This window comes from Cupriavidus sp. 05N40, from assembly GCF_056397305.1.
Window position 1 is genome coordinate 50,490 of record NZ_JBFTND010000012.1, and the last position, 20,720, is coordinate 71,209.

The following is a 20,720-nucleotide window of genomic DNA, read 5'->3' on the forward strand; positions in this document are numbered from 1 at the left end:
GCTCGAGGTCGGCGTCCGGCTCGATGCTGCGCAGCGTGACCGCCAGCCCGACCTGGCTGAAGCGCCGGTTCTCCAGCGCGCGCCGGACCCGCTCCGGCCAGGTCTTGCCGCGGTACTTGCCGTAGAAGGCGCGCAGGTAGTCGCTGCCTTCCTTGTCGGCAAAGCGCACCAGGTAGCCACGGCGCTGCGGCGCGGCCGGGTTGTTGAGCCATTCGTCGGCATCGGGATGCAGCCGGTAGGTCTCGTAGCGCACGATGTCGCGCATCAGGCGGACAAAGACCAGGTTGACCGAATGCTCGAAGGCTTCGCGCACCGGCATGATCTTCAGGTTTTCCCAGCGCTCGAAATTGGTGAAGGTTTGCAGCCCGCCGCCGGTGAAGAAGGCTTCGCCCGCGCCGCCGGAATACTTGCGCAGCATGGCGGCATCCAGTATGGCGCGCAGGCTCTTGTCCGGCGCGGTGAGCATGAAGTTCTGCACCCACAGGCTGAGCGCGTCGAGCTTGGCCGGCTTGACCTCCTTGAGTTGCTCGGGCGTTATCGAGGAGAACTTCTCGTGCAGCTCCGAGATGATCTCCAGGTAGGCCACCAGGGTGCGCAGCTTGGCGGTCGAGCCCAGGTTCAGCCGCGCGCCGCGGTTGAGGTCGAATGGCAGGTCGAGGTTGTCGGCCTGTACGCGCAGCAGGTTGGCGCCACCGATGCGCTCGTACAGGGTGAAACTGATCGCCAGGCGGCCGGGGTCGTCGCCCTCGCGCAGGAGGTTGTGCCCGTATAGCCCGGTGGCGCGCGCGCCGTCGCGCGTGCCGGCCTTCAGCAGGGCATCGGTCACCACGCCCTGCAAGGTGGTGTTGATGGTGCTGTGCGCGGTCAGGTCGAGCCGGTCCAGCTCGTAGCTGCTGTCCAGGTTGAGGTAGCGCAGCAGGTCCGTGCGCACGCCGCTGATGGCCTTGCGCGACACAAAGGAGATCTCCGGGCGATCCTGCGCGCCGGCGGCCAGCTTCAGCGGCTGGGCCAGCGAGGCGTCGCGCAGCCAGGGCGGGATGGCGCCGGCGGCCGAGAGCAGCCGGATATAGCTGTCGGTCAGCGTGGACAGCGTGGCGGTATCGCGCCGCAGGAAATGCGACGGGCCGCGCTGCGCGATGATCAGCGAAAGCGCTTCCTTGAACACGCGGGCCTGCTTCTCGCCCTGCTCGCCGGCGGCCTGCCCGCTGTCCGGTCCCGGCCCCGCGCCGGCGGCGCCGGCCAGCAGCCGGTTGGTCTCGTCGAAATCCTGCCCGTACCAGGCCCACAGCCCGTCGCCCAGCCCGTTGACCTCCCCGAGGCCGGGGCGCGCCGACAGCGGCACGGTGTTCAGGTAATCCAGCAGGATGCGCTGGCGCGCGCCGATGGTGTCCGGGCCGTCGAGATAGGCCCGCATGGACGCGCTCGCCATCTGCTTGAGCTTCTCGCGCGGCGAGCCGGTGCGCCCGGCGCGCGAATGACGGTATTTCTCGATCTGGGTGGCCAGCGTGCTGCCGCCGGGCGCCTCGTGGCGCTCGTTGAAGAAACGCAGCCCCTGGTCCATCGCGGCGCGCGTAAAGCGGCGCACGTCCAGCGCGGGGTTGCGAGTGGGAAACTCCGGATCGAGCAGGTCGCGGTTCTCGATATAGAGCAAGGCGTTCACCAGCACCACCGGAATGTCATGGAAGCTGCCATAGGCGCGGCGCGGCACGCTGCGGACATTGAATGGCTCGTCATTGCAGTCGAGCAGCTCCAGCCCTGCGAAGGTCTTCTCGCGGTACGGCGCAAACAGCCCGGAATCGGTCAGCTCCAGCATGCGGTCGGACCAGCGCGCCTGCCGCTCGCGCTTGTAGCCGCGCGCTTCCAGCAGCTCGGTGAACTGCGGCAGGCGGCTATAGCCGAAACGCACGTCATAGGGCCCGTCTTCCGGGAAACGGATGCGCTCGCTCGGCCCCGGCGCTTCTTCGTAGGCCACGCCCTTGACGCGCCCGCTGAAGTAGCGTGCCTGCAGGCGCGAGGTGGCAAGTTCCTCCGCGACGATCGCGCACAAAACGTAGATGCCCCCCACGAGCAGGGCCAGTATCACGAGCCTGGGCCAGAGACGTCGTCGCACGATTCAGGTCCGTTTGCGAGGAAACCGGGGAATGCCCGGCGCTTCGGCCAATGCTGGCATGCTGGCCGCCTGCTGGCAACGATGGCACCATTCAGGCGCCCTCGTCACAGCGTATACCCTAGTCCAATGGGGCCTAACGCACAAAGTGCGCGTGCTGCATCTTGACCACGGAAGCTGCGGCGTGCCGTGGACAAGCCGGAAAGCGCCTCGCGTGGCGGCAGCCACCGCCGGCGAATGCCCGGACCGGACTCCGGACCGGGCGCCTTCGCCCGCGGGCGCGACGCGGCGCCGCCGGGGGCCAGTGCCGCGCCGCGCCCGCGCGGGTGAACGCCGACGCACCCCGGCAACGGTGCCTCCGGTTTGATCTGGCGCAAAAATCCGGCACCCGCGCGCGCGGCGACCATCAAGTCCTGACCGCGCCGTCCGTTAGCGTAAGGATCCCAATTTCCGGCCTGTCCCGGCCTGTTCCCGAGCATGAAAAACCTGAGCGTACGCACAGCCTTGCTGGCGATTCTGGTGACCTTTGCATTGATGATCGTGTTCGGCGCGGTGGTCGGCGTGTTCGCCCTCGGCGCCGCCAACCAGGCCACCGGACGCGTGCAGCAGCTCTCGGCCAGCACCCTGCTGCTCAACGATGCCTACAAGGACATGACGCGGGCCCGCTCCGCGCTGACCCGCGCCTATGCCTCGGCGCGCGAAGGCGGCGGCGACGTGAATGCCAGCGCGCTGGAATCCGCCGCCAAATCGCTGGGCCGCTCGGCACAGCAGATGCAGCGCTTCGCCGCGCAGCCCGCGCAGGAAGGCGAGGCCGACGGCCAGCGCCGCCTGCTCGCCGAGGCCGCGCAGCGGCATGCCGGCGCGGTCGAACGCGCCGCCGCGGCGCTGCGCGCGGGCGACCCTGCCGGCTATGCGGCGATCAACGACAAGGAGATCACGAGCTCCGGCGCCGATTTCTCCGGCGGCGTGGAACGGTTCCAGCAACAGGCGAGCGAACTCGCCCAGCACGAAACCGAGGCCAGCAGCGCGCGCTACCGCCTGGTGGTCAAGCTGGTGGCGGTCGGCATCGCCGCCGCGCTGGCCTTGATCGTGGCCGTGCACCTGGGCCTGCGCGCCTTCGTGGTGGCGCCGCTGGCCGCCGCCGCCGAGCATCTCGACCGCGTGGCCGAGGGCGACCTGACCCAGCGCGCCGAAGCCGCCAGCGGCAACGAGGTCGGCCGCGTGCTGGGCGCCGTGGCGCGCATGCAGGCGGCGCTCACCCGCACCGTCAGCCAGGTGCGCGCCAGCYCGGACTCCGTCAATATCGGCGCGCGCGAGATCGCCGCCGGCAATACGGACCTCTCCTCGCGCACCGAACAGCAGTCCGCGTCGCTCGAACAGACCGCCGCCAGCATGGAGCAGCTCACCTCCACCGTCGGCAACAACACCGAAAGCGCACGCCAGGCCAGCGAGCTGGCCGCCGAAGCGGCCCGCCTGGCCACGCGCGGCGGCGACGACGTGCGCGGCGTGGTGCAGACCATGGGCGATATCAGCAGCAGTTCGCAGCGCATCGCCGACATCATCGGCGTGATCGACGGCATCGCCTTCCAGACCAATATCCTGGCGCTCAACGCCGCCGTGGAGGCCGCCCGCGCCGGCGAGTCGGGCCGCGGCTTCGCCGTGGTGGCGGGCGAGGTGCGCGCACTGGCGCAACGCAGCGCGCAAGCCGCGCGCGAGATCAAGAACCTGATCGACGATTCCGCCGGCAAGGTCGCCGCCGGCAATGCGCTGGTGGCCCAGGCCGGCCAGACCATGAGCGAGACCGTGGACGCCGTGCAGCGCGTGGCGAGGATCGTGGAAGACATCTCGGCGGCCTCGCTCGAGCAGAGCGCGGGCATCGTCCAGGTCAGCCGCGCGGTGACGCAGATGGAGGACGTCACCCAGCAGAACGCGGCGCTGGTGGAACAGGCCGCGGCCGCGGCCGGCTCGCTGGAGACGCAGGCACGGCAGCTGGCCGAGGCGGTGGGCGCGTTCCGGCTGGCGCCGGCGGCCTGAGCGGCGGCAGTTCTCCGGGGCGCCGGCGCCACGCCGCCGCCCCCGGGTCCGTCATCCCGCCAGCCCGCGTTGCAAGGTGGTCTTGAGCATCGAGAAGACCTGGCGCGCGACCGGGTTGGCCGCGTTGGGCCGGGCCCACAGGTAATACGTCACGTCCGGCAGGCGCGGCAGGCCATCCTTGTCGCCCAGCACCCGCATGTCCGCGCCGAGCAGATCGATGCTGCGGGCGGTGATGCCCAGCCCCGCGCGGATCGCTGCCTTGATGCCGATCAGGCTGGGCGCCAGGTATGCCGCGCGCCACGGCACGCCAGCCTCCTTGAGCGCCTCGAGCGCCAGCTTGCGGAACAGGCTGGGCTCGTCGGCCAGGATCAGCGGCACGGTGCTGCCTTGCTCGTAGGCAAAATCCGCCGCGCATACCCAGATGGTGGGCGAAGTGCGCAGCACCAGGCCGTCCAGGCTGGCGTCTTCGCGCGTGGACACCGTCAGGTCGATCTCGCCGCGCCGCAGCGACTCCATCAGGAAGGGGCTGCGCCCCACGTGAATCTCCAGCCGCAGCGCCGGCGACGCCTTCGCGATATGCGACAGCAGCGGCGGCAGCATGGTGTCGGCCACGTCGTGCGGTGCGCCGATGCGCAGCGAGCCGGTCAGGTCGCCCTCGCGCAGCACGCGCAGCGCTTCGTCGTTCAGGCCGAGCAGCTGCCGCGCATATTCCACCAGCTTGTTGCCGTGCCGGGTGAGCTGCTTGCCGCGCCCCTGCCGCTCGAACAGCGCCAGCGCCACCTGTTCTTCGAGCCGCTGCATCTGCTGGGTCACGGCGGACTGCGTGCGGTGCAGGCGCTCGGCGGCGGCGGCGAAGGTGCCGTGGTCGGCAATGGCGACCAGGGTGCGCAGCAGGTCCAGATCGAGATTACGCATTCATTAGACTTGCTTAAGTGTTTTCATGGCTGATTTAGTGGTTTCGGGCGGCTGTCTTCATTAAAGTGAAACCCAGCAACGATAGCCAGCGCCCCGCAAACCCCGAAACATCAAGATTCAGCAAGGATTCTAAAGACATGTCGATCGTACAACAACGCCAGGAAGCCGTTGGGGACACCATCCGATCCATCAAGGAAATCGTAGCCGGCGGCGTTACGCGCGCTTCGCTGGCGGCCGTGCTGGGCCAGGTCGAGGCGCTCGCGGCGCGCCCGCAGTTGTGGGCCGAGAGCGAGTTCGCCCCGCCCGAGGAAGGCGAGCGCCAGGCCCGCTACCTGATCGCCGAAGACCCGGACCAGACCTTCGCGCTGTACCTGAACGTGATGCGGCCCGGCAAGCGCATCCCGCCGCACAATCACACCACCTGGGCCTGCGTGGCCGGCGTGGTGGGCACCGAGTTCAACGACGTCTACCTGCGCACCGACGACGGCAGCGAACCGGGCGTCGGCACGCTCGCGCACTCGCACACGGTGGAAGTCGGCCCCGGCGGCGGCATCGCGCTGCTGGCCGACGACATCCACTCCGTGGAGATCCGCGGCGACAGCGTGATCCGCCACCTGCATATGTACGGCCGCGCGCTGGAAACCCTGACCGAGCGCCTGTCCTTCGACCTCGAGACCGGGCGCTGCCAGGTCATGAGCATGGGCGTCAAGACACGGCGCTGAGCGGCACCGGGCTGGTGCACCGCACCAGCCCCGCACCCTCCGGGGCCGCCCCGGATCCCCATTCGAACGCATTACCGCTTGCCTTCCGCCCTTAGCACGGCCAGGAGGTCAGGCCCCCTTCTTGCCTGGACAAACACACATGCCGGACAACGCTCACGACCTGCCCCGCCACATCGACCCCGCCACGCTCAAGACCTGGCTGCACGGCGAAGGGGAAATCGCCCTGTTCGATATCCGCGAGCACGGCCAGTATGGCGAAGGCCATCCCTTCCATGCGGTGCCGCTGCCGTACAGCCGGCTGGAACTCGAGATCGGCCGCCTGGCGCCGAATACGGCTGCGCGCATCGTGCTGGCCGACGATGGCGACGGCGTGGCGGCGCGCGCCGCGCGGGCGCTGGCCGGCCTCGGCTATGCGCAGGTATTCGTGCTCGCGGGCGGCGTGCCGGGCTGGCAGGCTGCCGGCCATGCGCTGTTCGCCGGCGTCAACGTGCCCTCCAAGACCTTCGGCGAACTGGCCGAGCATCACTACGGCACGCCGCGCGTATCGGCCGCGGAACTGGCCGCCATGCAGGCCGGGGAGCGCCCGCCGGTGGTGCTCGACGGACGGCCCGTGGCGGAATTCCGCAAGATGAATATTCCGGGCGCGATCTGTTGCCCGAACGGCGAACTGGCCTACCGCCTGCGCGACCTCGTGCCCGACCCCGCCACGCCCGTCGTGATCAACTGCGCCGGGCGCACCCGCAGCATCATCGGCGCGCAGACGCTGATCAACTTCGGCGTGCCGAACCCGGTGTTCGCGCTGGAGAACGGAACGCAGGGCTGGTACCTGAACGATTTCAAGCTGGAGCATGGCGGCACGCGGCGCTACCCGGACAACGCCGTGCCGTCGGGGCTGGCCGATGCCCGCGACGCCGCGCAAGCCATGGCCACGCGCTTTGCCGTGCCGCGCATCGGCGCCGCCGAAGCCGCTGCCTGGCTGCGCGACGCCTCGCGCACCACCTTCCTGTGCGATGTGCGCACGCCGGAGGAATTCGCCGCCGGCTCGGTGCCCGGCGCGCAAAGCACGCCCGGCGGCCAGCTGATCCAGGCCACCGACCAGTACGTCGGCGTGCGCCGCGCGCGGCTGGTGCTGATTGACGCCGATGGCGTGCGGGCCACCGTGGTGGCGAGCTGGTTGCGCCAGATGGGCCATGACGCAGTCGTGCTCGAAGGCGGGCTCGATGCCRCCCGCCCGGCACAGCTGGCCGCGCCGTCCGGCCCGCGGGCGCCTGCCTGCGCGCTGCCGCGCATCGACGCCCGGACGCTGGCCGCCGGGCTGGCCGGCCAGGGGCTTGTGGCGCTCGACGTGCGCCCCAGCATGGCGTACCGGGCTGGCCACGTGCCTGGCAGCCGCTGGTCGATCCGCCCGGTCTTCGCGCGCGGCCTTGACAGCGTGCCGCGCGATACGCCGCTGGCGCTGGTCAGCGACGAAGACGGCGTGGCCGCGCTGGCCGCGGCAGAGCTGGCGGCGCTGGGCTACCGCGACGTGCGCCTGCTCGACGGCGGCACGCAGGCCTGGCAGTCGGCCGGCCTGCCGCTCGCCAGCGACGGCGGCGAACACACCCTGCCGGACGCGCGCTGCATCGATTTCCTGTTCTTCGTGCACGACCGCCACGACGGCAACAAGGAGGCCGCCCGCCGCTACCTGGCCTGGGAGACCAACCTTATCGGCCAGCTCGACGCCCAGGAACTGGCCACCTTCCGCTTCGCCTGACCCGCACTTCCCCTGCCCCAGACGTCCCCCACGAACAAAGCACAGAAGGAGGTTCTCATGTCCCGCCCCACGCAAGTCCTCGCCGGCGCGTTCGCCGCCATTGCCGTGCTTTGCGCCGGCGCCGCCGCGGCCCAGCCGCTGGCGCCGCTCGCCCCCGTAGGCGGCTTTCCCGCCCAGCCGTTGCGCATCGTCTCGCCCTTCCCGGCCGGCGGCGGCAACGACGCCGTCACCCGCATCGTGGCCACGCGGCTGGGCGAAGTGCTGGGGCAGACCGCCGTGACCGACAACCGCGGCGGYGCCGGCGGCAATATYGGCACGCGCTTCGTGGCCGAGGCCAAGCCGGACGGCTATACCTTGCTGACCTCGCAGGTGTCGGTGATGGCGGTCAACCCGACGCTGTACAGCGCGCCCGGCTTCGACCCGGTGAAGAATTTCGCGCCGGTCACGCAGATCAACGCCGCGCCGCTGGCCATCGTGGTGGCCGCCAACGCGCCGTGGCAGAGCTTCGCCGAGCTGGCCGCGCAGGCCAGGGCGCAGCCGCAGAAGATCACCTTCGCCACGCCCGGCAACGGTACCTTGTCGCACCTGGTCGGCGTGGTGCTAGACAAGGACAGCGGCATTGCCTTGCAGCACGTGCCGTACAAGGGCGCCGGCCCCGCCATCAACGACCTGATGGGCGGACAGGTCAACGTGCTGATCACGTCGACGTCCTCGGTGGCAAGCTTTATCCAGAGCGGGCGCATGCGCGCGCTGGCCGTCACCAGCCCGCGCCGCCTGGGCGTGTTCGCCAAGGTGCCGACGCTGGAAGAGCTCGGCTACCGCAATGCCCGCTTCGAAGACTGGTATGGCGTGTTCGCGCCGGCCGGCACCTCGCCCGAACGCATCGCCCTGCTCAATCGCGCCATCGTGCAGGTGCTGCAGATGCCCGACGTGGTCAGGCTGATCAACGAGGGCGGCAGCGACGTGGTGGCCAGCAAGCCCGAGGCCTTCGCCAGCCAGCTCAAGGGCGACATCGCACGCTGGTCGCAGATCGTGAAGCTGTCCGGCGCGCGGGTGGACTGAGGCCATGCCGATGAAACACAGCGCCCTGACCCAGCTCGCGCACGGCGGCCGCGCAGCCGCCGTGGACGGCGGCCGGCCGGTCAACCCGCCGGTGGTGCGTGCCAGCACCGTATTGTTCGAATCCACCGCGCAGATGCGCGAGATGCGCAGCCGGCGCGGCAGCGAACGGCTGTTTACCTATGGCGCGCGCGGCAACCCCACCGCCTTCGCCCTGGAGGACATGGTCACCGAACTGGAGGGCGGCTACCGCACGCGCCTGTTTCCCAGCGGGCTGGCCGCCGCCGCGATGACCCTGCTGGCCTTCCTGCGCCCCGGCCAGCACGTGCTGCTGCCCGACTGCGTCTACGAGCCGGTGCGCAAGCTGGCCGCTGGATTCCTCGCCCGGCATGGCATCGCCGCCAGCTTCTACGCGGCCGACGGCCATGACCTGCAGCGCTGCCTGCGCCCGGAAACCCGGCTGGTCTACGTGGAAACGCCCGGCTCGCTCGCCTACGAGATGTGTGACCTGCCCGCCATCGCCGCCATCGCGCACCGCCATGGCGCGCTGGTCGCCGCCGACAACACCTGGGGCTCCGGGCTGCTCTACCGCCCGCTGGCGCTCGGCGCCGATATCTCCCTGATGGCCGCCACCAAATACCTGTCCGGCCATTCCGACGTGATGATGGGCACCGTGTGCACCACCGAAGCCGCGTGGCCGGCGCTGGCCGACGTGGCCGATGCCTTCGGCATCGCCGTCAGCCCGGATGATGCTTACCTGGTACAGCGCGGCATGCGCTCGCTCGGCGCGCGCATGGCCCAGCACGAACGCAGCGCGCTGGGCGTGGCCCGCTGGCTGCAGGCGCGTGCCGAAGTGGCCGAAGTCTTCTGCCCCGCCCTGCCCGGCGACCCCGGGCATGCGCTCTGGCTGCGCGACTGCCACGGCACCAACGGCCTGCTGTCGTTCTCGCTGCGCAGCGCCGCGCCCGGCGCCGCCGAGCGCTTGGTCGACAGCCTCGCGCTGTTCGGCATCGGCGCCTCCTGGGGCGGCTTCGAAAGCCTCGCCGTGGTCGCCGACATGCGCGGCGCGCGCAGCGTGACCGACTGGTCCACGCGCGGGCAGGTGATCAGGCTGCATATCGGCCTGGAAGACGTGGACGATCTCGTCGCGGACCTGGCGCGGGGATTCGCGGCCATCGCGCAGCAAGCGCAGGTGGGCGAACCGGCGGCAATGTAACGCGGCGGTGGCCGGCAAATCTGCCGGCATGCGCGTTCGCGACCGGCCCGCCTGCGGGGCACAGGCGGGCGCCGCACGCCTGCGCGCCTACAATGCCGCCTTTGGCGTCCGCGCTCCCAAGGCATTGCCCATGACCGACACCCCCAGCACCGTCTTCTCGCCCGAGGAACGCGAGAGCTTCTACCGTCTCGTGGCGGCGCGCCGGGATATGCGCCATTTCATCGCCGGGGCGTCGGTCGACGAAGCGGTGCTGCTGCGGATCCTGCAGGCTGCGCATGCCGCGCCTTCGGTCGGCCTGATGCAGCCCTGGCGCTTTATCCGCATCGCCGATCCTGCCGCGCGGCTGGATATTGCGGCGCTGGTGGAGGCGGAGCGGCAACAGACCGCGCAGGCGATGGGCGAGCGCAACAGCGAATTCCTGCGGCTGAAGGTGGAAGGCGTGCGCGAATGCGCGGAGCTGCTGGTGGTCGCGCTGGCGCCCGACGACGGCACCGTGTTCGGGCGCCGTACCATGCCGCGCGAGATGGCGCTGTGCTCGGCGGCCTGCGCCATCCAGAACCTGTGGCTGGCGGCGCGCGCCGAGAACCTGGGCATGGGCTGGGTCTCGATGTTCGCGCCCGCTGCGCTGGCGCAACTGTTGCGGCTGCCGCCAGGCGGCGAGGCGGTCGCCATCCTCTGCCTGGGCCCCGTGCAGGCTTTCTATCCGGCGCCGATGCTGGAACTGGAGGACTGGCGCCACGCCCGCCCGCTGGCCGCGTTCCTCTGCACCGATCGCTGGGAAACGCCCGCGGCCTGAGCGCCGACCCTCTCAGGGCTCGACGGAGGGCTCGCGCTTCATGGTGCGCAGCACGAAGGTGGAATGGCTGTGCCGCAACCCGGGCAGCTTGTAGAGCTTGTGGCGCAGGAATTGCTCATAGCCCTCCGTGCCGGCCACCGCCACCTTGATGAGGTAGTCGTACTCACCCGTCAGCAGGTAAGCCTCCATCACCTCGGGCAGTTCCGCCAGGGCCTCGCCGAAGCGGTCGAGCATGTCGTCGTCGTGCCGGTCGAGCGTGACTTCGATCAGCACGGTGTCGGGCAGGCCCAGCGCCTTCTGGTTCAGCAGCGCCGCGTACCCCTCGATCACCCCGCCTTCCTCCAGTGCGCGCACGCGGTTCCAGCACGGCGTAGGCGAGAGGCCGACCTGCTCCGCGAGCTTGAGGTTGGAGAGCCTGCCGTCGCGCCGCAGCGCGCGCAGGATGCGGCGGTCGGTTTCGTCGAGCTTGGGAGAGGTTGGCATGGCTTCACGGGTCAAAGAAGAATAATTCACCAACATTAGCACATATCAAAGACAAATTATCCACAATCAAGGCAAAACAGAAGACAACAAAGAAGCTCATTCCGGGCCGGCGCTGGTAAATTTTCTGCATGTATCCGGTACCTCTTTCCTACTTCTTTGCGCTTGCGCCCTGTCTCCCATGCCTACCCTGAATCTCGCACTCCGGCTCGATCGCAGCGATGTCTTCGGCACCATCGAATGGACGCTTGCCAATGCCCGCCGCACCGGCCTGACACTGGCCGGCATGGACTTCGATCCTGCCGCGCCCTATCCGCTCGCGCTGTCGGTCGCCGCCGAGGACGCGGACCTGCTGTCCTTGTTCGTCAGGCGCCTGGAGAACGGCGTGGACGTGCTCGAAGTGCGGGAGATGCCCGGCCTGGCCGGACTTGCCGGTGATGCGCACGAACACGATGCGCGCACGCCCGCCCTGCCCGCCCTTGCGGCCGCAACCCCGGCTCGGTATGCTCAGGCCGCCAACAGGCTGCCTTCTGGACCGTCTCATGCCGCTTCGTCTTCCGCCCCTCTCGGCGCTGCGCTTCTTTGAAGCCGCCGGGAGGCACCAGAGTTTCAAGCTGGCCGCCGCCGAGCTGAACGTGACGCCGGGCGCCGTGAGCCACGGCATCGCCGGCCTGGAACAGGCGCTCGGCGTGGCGCTGTTCGTGCGCGAGCCGCGCGGCCTTTCGCTGACGCCGGCGGGCGCGGACTACCTGAGCTATATATCGGAAGCTTTCGCGCTGATCGCCACCGGCACGCAGCGCCTGCCGGACCGCCGCGCCGGCCGCACCATCGCCGTGAGCTGCGCGCCGACCCTGGCCTCGCGCTGGCTGTTGCCGCGCCTGCACGATTTCCGCCAGCGCTGGCCGGAGATCAATGTCACCGTCGATACCTCGCGCCGGCAGGTAGGCTTTCCCGCCGACGGCTTCGACTTTGCCATCCGCATGAGCCGGGCGCCGGCCGCCAGCGCGGCCTGGTGCCGCCTGTTCGGCGAGCAATTGCTGCCGGTGTGCAGCCCGGCCTGCCGCGCTACGGTGCTCGATGCGCAAGGCAACTTCGATCCGCGCCGCGCCACGCTGATCCATGTCGAGCCGGCCAGCGAGGACTGGCCGGCCTGGCTCGACAGCACCGGCATGGCGCACGTGACGCCTGCGGGACACCTGCGCCTGGACACCTTCGGGCTCGCGCTGGAAGCCGCCGCCGCCGGCCTCGGCGTGGCGCTGGGACGACGCCCGCTGGTCGATCGCGATCTGGCGGCCGGCACGCTGGTCGCGCTCGGCGCGCAGCCGCTTGCCGCGCAGACGGCGTACTGGCTGGTCAGCGCCGAAGGCAGCGGCGAGGCAAGGCAGCGCCCCGATCTCGCCGGTTTCCGCCAGTGGCTGCTCGACCAGGCCCGGACCTGCGATGCCGGCGCCGTGGCCGGGCACGCTGCCGCCCCGTGATCGCCGGCCGCGCCCTGCGCAAGTGAGAAATCCTCACTTGTAGTCGACGTCTTTTCCTTTGCCGCGCCATCCGCCCGCTGCCACTATTGGCGCCAGGAGGAACCCGACATGCTGACGGCACAAGGCAACGACCAACGCTTTGCCACCCTGAAGAACCCGGCGCTGCTGGTGGTGATCTCGGCCGCGCTGATCCTGAGCGCGGCGATAGGCGTGCGGCAGACCTTCGGGCTGTTCCTGGGGCCTTTGTCATTCGACCGCGGCATGCCGGTCACGCTGATCGCCTTCGCGATAGCGCTGCACAATCTCGTGTGGGGTCTCGCCCAGCCGTTTGCCGGTGCCGCCGCCGACCGCTACGGCTGCGCCCCGGTGGTGGCCTTCGGCGCGGCGGCGTTTGCCGCGGGCCTGGGCCTGGCGGCGGTGGCGCCCACTGGCGCGATGCTGGTGGTCGGCATGGGGATGCTGGTGGGCATCGGCATCAGTTGCACCAGCTTCGGCGTAGTGCTGACGGCGGTCGGGCGCGTGGCCAGTCCGGAACAGCGCAGCATGGCGATGGGCCTTGCCAGTGCCGGCGGCTCGCTCGGGCAGGTGCTGCTGGTGCCGCTGGCGCAATCGGTCCGCGCGGGTGCCGGCGTGAGCGCCTCGCTGTTCACGATGGCGGCCGTGATCCTGCTGGCGGCGCCACTCGGCCTCCTGCTCGAAAAACGCAAGCCGGGGAGCGCCCATGCGCCCGCGGTGCCGGCGGCTTCCCTGCGCGCGGTGCTGGCGCTGGCGTGCCGGCATCGCGGCTACCGCCTGCTCACGCTCGGCTTCTTCACCTGCGGCTTCCAGCTCGCCTTCATCGGCACGCATCTGCCGGGCTACCTGACGCTGTGCCACCTGCCGGCAGGGCTGGGGGCAACCGCGCTGGCGCTGATCGGCTTGTTCAATATGGCCGGCAGTTGGGCATGCGGCTGGCTGGGCGGGCGTTTCCGGCAGCAATACGTGCTGGGCTGGCTGTACCTGACAAGGGGCGCCGCCATCGGGATCTTCGTGCTGCTGCCCAAGAGCGCCGTCTCGGTGATCGTCTTCGCGGCCGTGATGGGCCTGACCTGGCTGGGCACGGTGCCGCTCACGAGCGGGCTGGTGGCCAAGGTGTTCGGCACGCGCCACCTGGGCACGCTGTTCGGCGTGTGTTTCCTCAGCCATCAGGTCGGCTCCTTCCTCGGCGCCTGGCTGGGCGGCTTCATGTTCGACCTGACCGGCTCCTACTCGATCGTGTGGGCCGGCACGGCGCTGGCCGGGCTGGTGGCCGCGCTGCTGCACTTCCCGATCGACGACACCGCGGCCGGCACGCCCGCGCCGCAGYCGGCAGCGCTCAGCGCTGCTCGAAACTCCGCGTGAAATACACCAGCCCGGCCTGTTCCCGCAGCTTGTAGAGCGACGCGGGGCGGCGCCCGGTCTCCTTCTGTTCGCCCAGGTCTTCCAGCAGGTMGGCGGCCAGCATGCGCGTGCGGAAGGCCTTCTTCTCCAGCGCCCGGCCGAGCACGGTTTCATATACCTGCTGCAGCTCGCCCAGCGTAAACGCCGCCGGCAACAGATGCGCCGGCAGCGAGGTGTACTCCGTCTTGCCGCGCACGCGCGCCAGCGCCGCGCCCAGCAGCACCGCGTGATCGAAGGCCAGCGGCACGGCCACGCCGTCGCCCTCCACCGGCGCCCAGCGCAGGTCCGCCGCGTTGCCGCCCTTGTGCGGCGCCAGGCTGGCATCGGCCAGCAGCGCCACATACACATGGGTGGCCGACCAGCCGCGCGGATCCCGCGTGGCGCCGCCCCAGCTGCCTACCTGTTCGAGGTAGGGACTTGCCACGCCCGTCTTCTCCGCCAGCTTGCGCAAGGCGCAGCCTTGCAGGTCTGCGTCGCGCGCGATATCGACAAAGCCGCCCGGCAATGCCCAGCGCCCGGGATACGGCTCGCCCGCCTGGTCCGGACGCTGCACCAGCAGTACCTGCAGCGCACCGCCGCGCACGGTGAGGATGACGACGTCCACCGTGGTCAGCGGCCGCGGAAAATCGGCGCCGGCCGCGTCTTCCCTGGCGGGTGTCGTGGCGGAGGTCGGTGCGTTCCTGGCGGGCGTGGGCATCTTGGGGTGGCGTCCGGTGTGCGATGAGGCGGATTATAAATTGACAAGTGTCACAGTGCCACTTATATTAGTGGCACACACACACTTATTCGCGCCGGACCGGCCAGGCCGGCGCGGGCACCACGGCAACCAGGAAAGGAACCATCATGTTCGGCATCCGTTTCATCAAGGCAGATCCCACCACCTACCTGATGCAGATGAAGGGCGGCAGGATCCTGCGCGAAGGCAGCGGCCAGTCGTTCTACTACTACGCGCCCACCACGTCGCTGGTCGCGGTGCCGGTGGGCAGCCAGGTGCTGCCCTACATCTTCGAGCTGATCACGGCGGATTTCCAGTCGGTCACGGTGCAGGGCAACCTCTCCTACCGCATCACCGAGCCACGCAAGACCGCGGCCATGCTGAACTTCGCGCTCAAGCCGGACGGCCGCAGCTATATATCCGAAGACCCGCAGAACCTGCGCGCACGCGTCGAAGGCGTGGTCGAAGTGCTGGTGCAGCAAGCCGTGAGCGCCGAGACGCTGCGCGCCGCGCTGCAGGGCTCGGACCGCATGGCACGGCAGGTCGAAGCTGCGCTCAAGAGCCACCCGGACGTGCTGGCGCTGGGGCTGGAGGTGCTGTCCTTCTCGATGGTGGCCGTGAAGCCGCGCGCCGAAACCGCACGGGCGCTGGAAGCCGAAGTCCGCGAGCAGATCCTGAAGGCCGCCGACGACGCCATCTACGCGCGCCGCAATGCCGCGGTGGAGAACGAGCGCGCCATCAAGGAAAGCGAGCTCGATACCGAGGTGGCCGTCGAGCTCAAGCAGCGCACCATCCGCGAGACGCAGATGGAGGCCGAGGCCGCCGTGCAGGAAAAGCAGGCGCAACTGCAGGCCAGCGCCATGGAAGCGCGGATCACGCTGGAAGCGCGGCGCAAGGAGTTCGTCGGACTCGAGGCGGACAATACCCGCACCACGGCCGAGGCCGAGGCGCACCGCCTGGGCGCCGTGATGCAGGCGCTGCAAGGCGCGGACGCGCGCATCGTGCAGGCGCTGGCCGCCTCCGGCATGGCGCCGGGACAGCTGATAGCGCAGGCCTTCGGCGGCATCGCCGACAAGGCCGAACGGATCGGGCAGCTCAATATGTCGCCGGAGCTGCTGCAATCGCTGCTGGCACCGCAGGCCAGGGGCCGCGCCCGCGATTGAGCCACGCTTGCTTCAAGCCTCGGGAGCAGACACACCATGAGCAACGCCGCCGACCGCAAGGTAGTGCTGGTCACGCGCAAGACGCGCCTGGAGGAACTGCTGGCGCGCTATCACTCGCTGGCGCAGGCACGCTTCTACCTGGAGCACCTGGGGGCGGACATCAGCGACTACCAGCGCGAACACGACGCCTACCAGGCCGCGCGCGCCCAGGTGGGCAACGCGCTGTCGCGCTACCAGCGGCGGCAGGTGGTGGACCGGCAGTTCCTGCCCAACTTCCTGTTCGGCCCGGACGATATCGTGGTGGCGCTAGGCCAGGATGGCCTGGTCGCCAACACCATGAAATACCTGGACGGCCAGCCGCTGCTTGGCGTGAACCCGGACCCGGCGCGCCATGACGGCGTGCTGCTGCCGTTCCGGCCCGGCGATGTGGCGCGCGTGCTGGCCGAGGCCATGCAGGACCGCCGCCCCGCCCGCCCGGTCACGATGGCACGCGCCGAGCTCTCCGACCAGCAGGTGCTGTACGCGGTCAACGACTTCTTCGTCGGGCCGCGCAGCCACACCTCGGCGCGCTACGAGATCCAGCTCGGCGGGCGTGGCGAGGTGCAATCGTCGAGCGGCATCATCGTCTCCACCGGTCTCGGATCCACCGCCTGGCTCAAGAGCATCGTCACGGGCGCGCGCGCCATCGCGCTGCCGGACGGTGGYGAGGCGCCCTACCAGCCGCTGCCCTGGGATACCGACCGGCTGGTGTTCGCCGTGCGCGAGCCCTTTCCCAGCCGCGCCAGCCAGGCCACGCTGGTGTACGGCGAGATCCCGCGCGGCGAGCAGATCGTGCTGCGCTCCCTGATGCCCGAGGCCGGCGTGATCTTCAGCGACGGCATCGAGGCGGATTTCCTGCAATTCAATGCAGGCACCGAGGCGCGCATCGGCGTGGCGCAGCGCCGCGGACAACTGGTGCAATAGCGCGGCTCTGCGCCGCTATCTTCCTTCCGCCAGCAGTTCGATGCCGTCCAGCTCGGCGGCGCAGGTATCGCGCACGATAGAGACGAAATCGCGCACATAGGGCCGCCCGGCCAGTCCCGCCGGCGTGGTGGCGTACAGCTCGCTCCACAAGCCCTTGGCCCCGATGCGCTTGGCCAGCACGTAGTCATGGTCCACGTAGTTCTTGACGCCCCAGTTGGGCAGCGCGGCCACGCCGCGGCGGCTGGCCACCAGTTGCAGCACCGCCACCGTCAGTTCGGCCGTGCGCCGCTGCAGCTTGATGCCAGCCGGCTCCAGCACTTCGCGGATCAGGTCGATGCGCTGCTCGGGCACCGGGTAGGTGATGAGGGTCTCACCGTCCAGGTCGGCTGCCTCGATACGGCGCTTGTTGCGCAGCCGGTGCTCGTTGGCGATCACCGCCAGGATCTCGAAACGGAACAGCGGCGCCACCGCCAGCCCGCGCTTGGCCGGCGGCAGCGAGCCGATCACCATGTCGGTCCGGCCCTCGGCCAGCAGCGCCAGCGGATCGGCGTGGAAGCCCGCCACCAGGTCCACCTCGACCTCGGGCCAGCGGCGGCGGAACTCGTCCATCACCGGCATCAGCCAGTCGAAGCAGGTGTGGCACTCCAGCACGATGCGCAGTTCGCCGCGCGTGTCGCCCTTGAGCCGGATCAGGTCGCGCTCGGCCGTACTGATGGCAGCCAGCGTCTCGCGCGCCAGCGCCAGCAGGCGCTCCCCCGCCGGCGTGAAGCGCAGGYCCTGGCGGGTGCGGTCGAACAGCGGCAGGCCGTAGTGCGCCTCGATGCCCTTGATCTGGTGGGACAGCGCAGACTGGCTCACGTGCACGCGCTCGGCGGCGGCCGCGAGCTTGCCGGACTCCGCGATGGCCACCAGGGAACGCAGGTGCCTGACTTCGATCACGGCGCGCTCCACCCTGTACATCCGCACGCCCGAAAACCTGGATATGGTTTGATATGAAATCCATTCATACGTTGATTAAATCTTATCGCTTGATTCATTTTACGCCGGATTCCACACTGGGCGCCATCGTCACATACCAATTGCGAGAGCACCTGATGGCAAGCACACATATCGCGGGCTTCCCCCGCATCGGCGCCCAGCGCGAGCTGAAATTCGCCCAGGAGGCATTCTGGCGCGGCGAGACCGGCGAAGCCAACCTGCGCGAAGTGGCCGCCGGCCTGCGCCAGCGCCACTGGCAGGCCCAGGCCGAAGCGGGCCTGGACAGCGTGGCGGTGGGGGACTTCGCCTACTACGACCAGGTGCTCGGCCTGAGCGCGCTGCTCGGCGCCCTGCCCGCGCGCTTCGGCTTCGAGCCCAGGCAGCTGAGCCTGGCGCAGTATTTCGAGCTGGCGCGCGGCAACAAGGCGCAGCCCGCCATGGAAATGACCAAGTGGTTCGATACCAACTACCACTACCTGGTCCCTGAACTAGGGCCGCAAACGCGCTTCGACGGCGGCGTGGACTGGTTCTTCGATGAAGTGGACGAAGCGCTCGCGCTGGGCCTGGCAGCCAAGCCGGTGCTGATCGGGCCGGTCACCTACCTGTGGCTGTCCAAGAGCCATGCGGAGGGCTTCGAGCGCCTCAGCCTGCTGCCGGCGCTGGTATCCGCCTACGCCCGCGTCCTGGGCCGCCTGCGCGAACGCGGCATCGAATGGGTGCAGATCGACGAGCCGGCGCTGTGCCTGGATCTGGAGCCGGCCTGGCTCGACGCCTATGACAGCGCCTACGCCGCGCTTGCCGGCTCGGGCGTCAAGCTGCTGCTGGCCACCTACTTCGACACCGCGGCCGACCACGCGGCGCGCGCCGCCGCGCTGCCGGTGCAGGGCTTCCATCTCGACCTGGTGCGCGCGCCGCAGCAGCTCGACGCCTGGCGCAAGGTCCTGCCGGCCGGCGCGGTGCTGTCCGCCGGCGTGATCGACGGCCGCAATATCTGGCGCACCGACCTGCGCCGCGCGCTGGCCGTGCTGGCGCCGCTGCACGCGGAGCTGGGCGAGCGCCTGTGGGTGGCGCCGTCCTGCTCGCTGCTGCATGTGCCGGTGTCGCTCGAGGCCGAGCAGAGCCTCGATGCCGAGATCCGCGACTGGCTGGCCTTCGCCACCGAGAAGCTCGACGAGGTAAGCGTGCTGGCACGCGCGCTCAACGAGGGCGAAGCCGCCGTCGCGGCGGAACTGGCCGCCAACGAGGCCGCGCTGGCCTCGCGCCGCGACTCGCGTCGCGTGGTCAACCGGCAGGTGCAGGCGCGCGTGGCCGCGCTCACCGCCGGCATGGCCGAGCGCAACAGCCCGTTCGACGCGCGCATCGCCCGCCAGCGCGACGCGCTGCAATTGCCGGCGCTGCCCACCACCACCATCGGCTCCTTCCCGCAGACCACGGCGATCCGCCAGACGCGCGCGGCCTACAAGCGCGGGGACATCGGCGCGCTGGAATACCTGCAGCGCATCCGCGCCGAGATCGAGACCGCCGTGCGCAAGCAAGAAGCACTGGGCCTGGACGTGCTGGTGCACGGCGAGGCCGAGCGCAATGACATGGTGGAATATTTCGGCGAACAACTGTGCGGCTACGCCTTCACCGCCAATGGCTGGGTGCAGAGCTATGGCTCGCGCTGCGTCAAGCCGCCGGTGATCTACGGCGACGTGTACCGGCCCGAACCGATGACCGTGGAGACCACGCGCTACGCGCAGTCCCTCACCGAGCGGCCGATGAAGGGCATGCTCACGGGCCCGGTGACCATGCTGCAATGGTCCTTCGTGCGCGACGACCAGCCGCGCGCGGCCACCACGCTGCAGCTCGCCCTGGCGATCCGCGATGAGGTGTCCGACCTGGAACAGGCCGGCATCCGCATCATCCAGATCGACGAGCCGGCGCTGCGCGAAGGCCTGCCGCTGCGCAAGGGCGACTGGGAAGCCTACCTCGCCTGGGCCGTGCATGCGTTCAAGATCTCGGCCGCCTCGGTAGCGGACCAAACGCAGATTCACACCCATATGTGCTACGCGGAGTTCAACGACATCCTGCCCGCCATCGCGGCGCTGGACGCCGACGTGATCACCATCGAGACGTCCCGCTCGGCGATGGAGCTGCTCGAGGGCTTCGGCGCGTTCGACTACCCCAACGAGATCGGGCCGGGCGTATACGACATCCACTCGCCGCGCGTGCCGAGCGTGGAAGCCATCACGCACCTGCTCGAACGCGCCTGCGAGGTGATCCCGCCGCAGCGCCTGTGGGTCAACCCGGACTGCGGCCTCAAGACGCGCGCCTGGCCGGAAACCGAAGCGGCGCTGGCCAATATGGTGACAGCCGCGCGCAGCCTGCGCGAGCGGGTCGGCAAGGCTGGCGCCACCCGGTGGCAGCGCGCCACGCGGGCGGCCGGGCCGGGCGGCCTCACGGGCCATCACGTAGCGCATCAGGCAACACATCAGGCAGCACATCACGCCGGCCATGCGGCGGGCTGCGTCGATTGCGCGACGCACGCCAGCTAGCCCGGCATCCTCCCGCGCCCCCCTTGCGCGGCGCGCCAACCGGCCGGTGTGCTGCGCCAGTTCCATGGCCAGAGCTATGGCGTGCTGGCCGGTTAGCTGTATTGTGTTCCCTTGAGCGCCTGCAGGCGGCAGGAATGTGCCGCATTCCACACGGTTGCGGCACTGTGTCACATAGCGCGCGGCGGGCGATATTCCGTATCGTACGCGGCTATCCAAGCACGGTAAAAAAGGCGCGGCCCCACGCAGGTCCGGCGCCACAAGGGAAAACATGAAGAGAGCCAGACACTGGAAGCGGCGCGCCGCCGCCCTGCCCGCCGCGGCATTCACGACCGCCGCACTGGCCCAGGCCACCGCCCCGGCAGCGCCGGATGCCACGGTGACGCTG

16 protein-coding genes and 1 pseudogene are annotated in these 20,720 nt (G+C 69.9%); 12 read left to right on the forward strand and 5 right to left on the reverse strand.

What is annotated here, in order from left to right; translation table 11 throughout:
* Window positions 1-1,264 precede the first annotated feature (1,264 nt).
* Window positions 1,265-1,813 (reverse strand): annotated as a pseudogene (locus AC1DO7_RS04785) (transglycosylase domain-containing protein); the annotation flags it as partial.
* A 771-nt stretch (window positions 1,814-2,584) separates the two neighbouring features.
* Here AC1DO7_RS04785 and AC1DO7_RS04790 point away from each other — a divergent pair.
* Window positions 2,585-4,141, forward strand: coding sequence for a methyl-accepting chemotaxis protein (locus AC1DO7_RS04790; RefSeq protein WP_477115843.1), 1,557 nt, complete (start codon window positions 2,585-2,587; stop codon window positions 4,139-4,141).
* Between the two features lie 51 nt (window positions 4,142-4,192).
* Here the strand turns inward: AC1DO7_RS04790 and AC1DO7_RS04795 are convergent, their stop codons facing one another.
* Window positions 4,193-5,056 carry a LysR substrate-binding domain-containing protein gene (locus AC1DO7_RS04795; RefSeq protein WP_441620310.1) on the reverse strand — a complete coding sequence of 288 codons (864 nt, stop codon included), beginning with the start codon at window positions 5,054-5,056 and terminating at the stop codon, window positions 4,193-4,195.
* 137 nt (window positions 5,057-5,193) lie between these two features.
* Between AC1DO7_RS04795 and AC1DO7_RS04800 the strand changes: the two genes are divergently transcribed.
* From AC1DO7_RS04800 to bluB, 5 genes are all read left to right on the forward strand, one after another.
* Window positions 5,194-5,778: a cysteine dioxygenase family protein gene (locus tag AC1DO7_RS04800; protein WP_441620312.1), complete on the forward strand. Its 585-nt coding sequence runs from the start codon at window positions 5,194-5,196 to the stop codon at window positions 5,776-5,778.
* 139 nt (window positions 5,779-5,917) lie between these two features.
* Window positions 5,918-7,531: a rhodanese-like domain-containing protein gene (locus AC1DO7_RS04805; RefSeq protein WP_477115844.1), complete on the forward strand. Its 1,614-nt coding sequence runs from the start codon at window positions 5,918-5,920 to the stop codon at window positions 7,529-7,531.
* A 57-nt stretch (window positions 7,532-7,588) separates the two neighbouring features.
* Window positions 7,589-8,593 (forward strand): Bug family tripartite tricarboxylate transporter substrate binding protein, encoded by a 1,005-nt coding sequence (locus AC1DO7_RS04810; protein WP_441620316.1) that lies wholly within the window; start codon window positions 7,589-7,591, stop codon window positions 8,591-8,593.
* 10 nt (window positions 8,594-8,603) lie between these two features.
* The gene (metC, locus tag AC1DO7_RS04815) at window positions 8,604-9,806 is read left to right on the forward strand and encodes a cystathionine beta-lyase (RefSeq protein WP_441620318.1); all 1,203 of its coding nucleotides are present in this window, start codon (window positions 8,604-8,606) and stop codon (window positions 9,804-9,806) included.
* Between the two features lie 130 nt (window positions 9,807-9,936).
* A complete protein-coding gene (gene bluB / locus AC1DO7_RS04820) occupies window positions 9,937-10,602 on the forward strand; it encodes a 5,6-dimethylbenzimidazole synthase (protein WP_441620320.1) in 666 nt (221 codons plus the stop codon).
* A gap of 12 nt (window positions 10,603-10,614) precedes the next feature.
* Here bluB and AC1DO7_RS04825 read toward each other — a convergent pair whose 3' ends face one another.
* Complete coding sequence (locus AC1DO7_RS04825; RefSeq protein WP_441620322.1) at window positions 10,615-11,085, reverse strand: Lrp/AsnC family transcriptional regulator; 471 nt, start codon at window positions 11,083-11,085, stop codon at window positions 10,615-10,617.
* A gap of 178 nt (window positions 11,086-11,263) precedes the next feature.
* On the opposite strand from AC1DO7_RS04825, the gene AC1DO7_RS04830 reads away from it, so the two are divergent.
* The 3 genes from AC1DO7_RS04830 to AC1DO7_RS04840 all read left to right on the forward strand — a co-directional run bounded on the left by AC1DO7_RS04830 (window position 11,264) and on the right by AC1DO7_RS04840 (window position 13,940).
* Window positions 11,264-11,668 (forward strand): hypothetical protein, encoded by a 405-nt coding sequence (locus AC1DO7_RS04830; RefSeq protein ID WP_441620324.1) that lies wholly within the window; start codon window positions 11,264-11,266, stop codon window positions 11,666-11,668.
* Entirely contained in the window at window positions 11,625-12,560 is a 936-nt protein-coding gene (locus AC1DO7_RS04835) for a LysR substrate-binding domain-containing protein (RefSeq protein ID WP_441620326.1), read from the forward strand. The genes AC1DO7_RS04830 and AC1DO7_RS04835 overlap by 44 nt, the downstream gene beginning before the upstream one ends.
* Window positions 12,561-12,668: 108 nt before the next feature.
* Window positions 12,669-13,940, forward strand: coding sequence for an MFS transporter (locus AC1DO7_RS04840; protein ID WP_477115845.1), 1,272 nt, complete (start codon window positions 12,669-12,671; stop codon window positions 13,938-13,940).
* Here the strand turns inward: AC1DO7_RS04840 and AC1DO7_RS04845 are convergent.
* Window positions 13,915-14,676: an NUDIX hydrolase gene (locus tag AC1DO7_RS04845; RefSeq protein ID WP_477115846.1), complete on the reverse strand. Its 762-nt coding sequence runs from the start codon at window positions 14,674-14,676 to the stop codon at window positions 13,915-13,917. The genes AC1DO7_RS04840 and AC1DO7_RS04845 overlap by 26 nt on opposite strands.
* 146 nt (window positions 14,677-14,822) lie before the next feature.
* Here AC1DO7_RS04845 and AC1DO7_RS04850 point away from each other — a divergent pair, with 146 nt between their 5' ends.
* Together AC1DO7_RS04850 and AC1DO7_RS04855 are read left to right on the forward strand one after the other, a co-directional pair.
* Window positions 14,823-15,857 carry an SPFH domain-containing protein gene (locus AC1DO7_RS04850; RefSeq protein ID WP_441620332.1) on the forward strand — a complete coding sequence of 345 codons (1,035 nt, stop codon included), beginning with the start codon at window positions 14,823-14,825 and terminating at the stop codon, window positions 15,855-15,857.
* Between the two features lie 36 nt (window positions 15,858-15,893).
* A complete protein-coding gene (locus AC1DO7_RS04855; RefSeq protein WP_441620334.1) occupies window positions 15,894-16,820 on the forward strand; it encodes a diacylglycerol kinase catalytic domain-containing protein in 927 nt (308 codons plus the stop codon).
* A gap of 15 nt (window positions 16,821-16,835) precedes the next feature.
* Here AC1DO7_RS04855 and AC1DO7_RS04860 read toward each other — a convergent pair whose 3' ends face one another.
* The gene (locus tag AC1DO7_RS04860; RefSeq protein ID WP_477115847.1) at window positions 16,836-17,759 is read right to left on the reverse strand and encodes a LysR family transcriptional regulator; all 924 of its coding nucleotides are present in this window, start codon (window positions 17,757-17,759) and stop codon (window positions 16,836-16,838) included.
* Between the two features lie 155 nt (window positions 17,760-17,914).
* Between AC1DO7_RS04860 and metE the strand changes: the two genes are divergently transcribed.
* The gene (gene metE / locus AC1DO7_RS04865) at window positions 17,915-20,335 is read left to right on the forward strand and encodes a 5-methyltetrahydropteroyltriglutamate--homocysteine S-methyltransferase (RefSeq protein WP_441620338.1); all 2,421 of its coding nucleotides are present in this window, start codon (window positions 17,915-17,917) and stop codon (window positions 20,333-20,335) included.
* Window positions 20,336-20,720: the final 385 nt, after the last annotated feature.

Coding starts and splice junctions, on each gene's coding strand:
- metE (WP_441620338.1), top strand. CDS start 17,915: ATGGCAAGCACACATATCGCGGGCTTCCCCCGCATCGGCGCCCAGCGC.
- metC (WP_441620318.1), top strand. CDS start 8,604: ATGAAACACAGCGCCCTGACCCAGCTCGCGCACGGCGGCCGCGCAGCC.
- AC1DO7_RS04835 (WP_441620326.1), top strand. CDS start 11,625: ATGCCGCTTCGTCTTCCGCCCCTCTCGGCGCTGCGCTTCTTTGAAGCC.
- AC1DO7_RS04825 (WP_441620322.1), bottom strand. CDS start 11,085: ATGCCAACCTCTCCCAAGCTCGACGAAACCGACCGCCGCATCCTGCGC.
- AC1DO7_RS04800 (WP_441620312.1), top strand. CDS start 5,194: ATGTCGATCGTACAACAACGCCAGGAAGCCGTTGGGGACACCATCCGA.
- AC1DO7_RS04830 (WP_441620324.1), top strand. CDS start 11,264: ATGCCTACCCTGAATCTCGCACTCCGGCTCGATCGCAGCGATGTCTTC.
- AC1DO7_RS04795 (WP_441620310.1), bottom strand. CDS start 5,056: ATGCGTAATCTCGATCTGGACCTGCTGCGCACCCTGGTCGCCATTGCC.
- bluB (WP_441620320.1), top strand. CDS start 9,937: ATGACCGACACCCCCAGCACCGTCTTCTCGCCCGAGGAACGCGAGAGC.
- AC1DO7_RS04850 (WP_441620332.1), top strand. CDS start 14,823: ATGTTCGGCATCCGTTTCATCAAGGCAGATCCCACCACCTACCTGATG.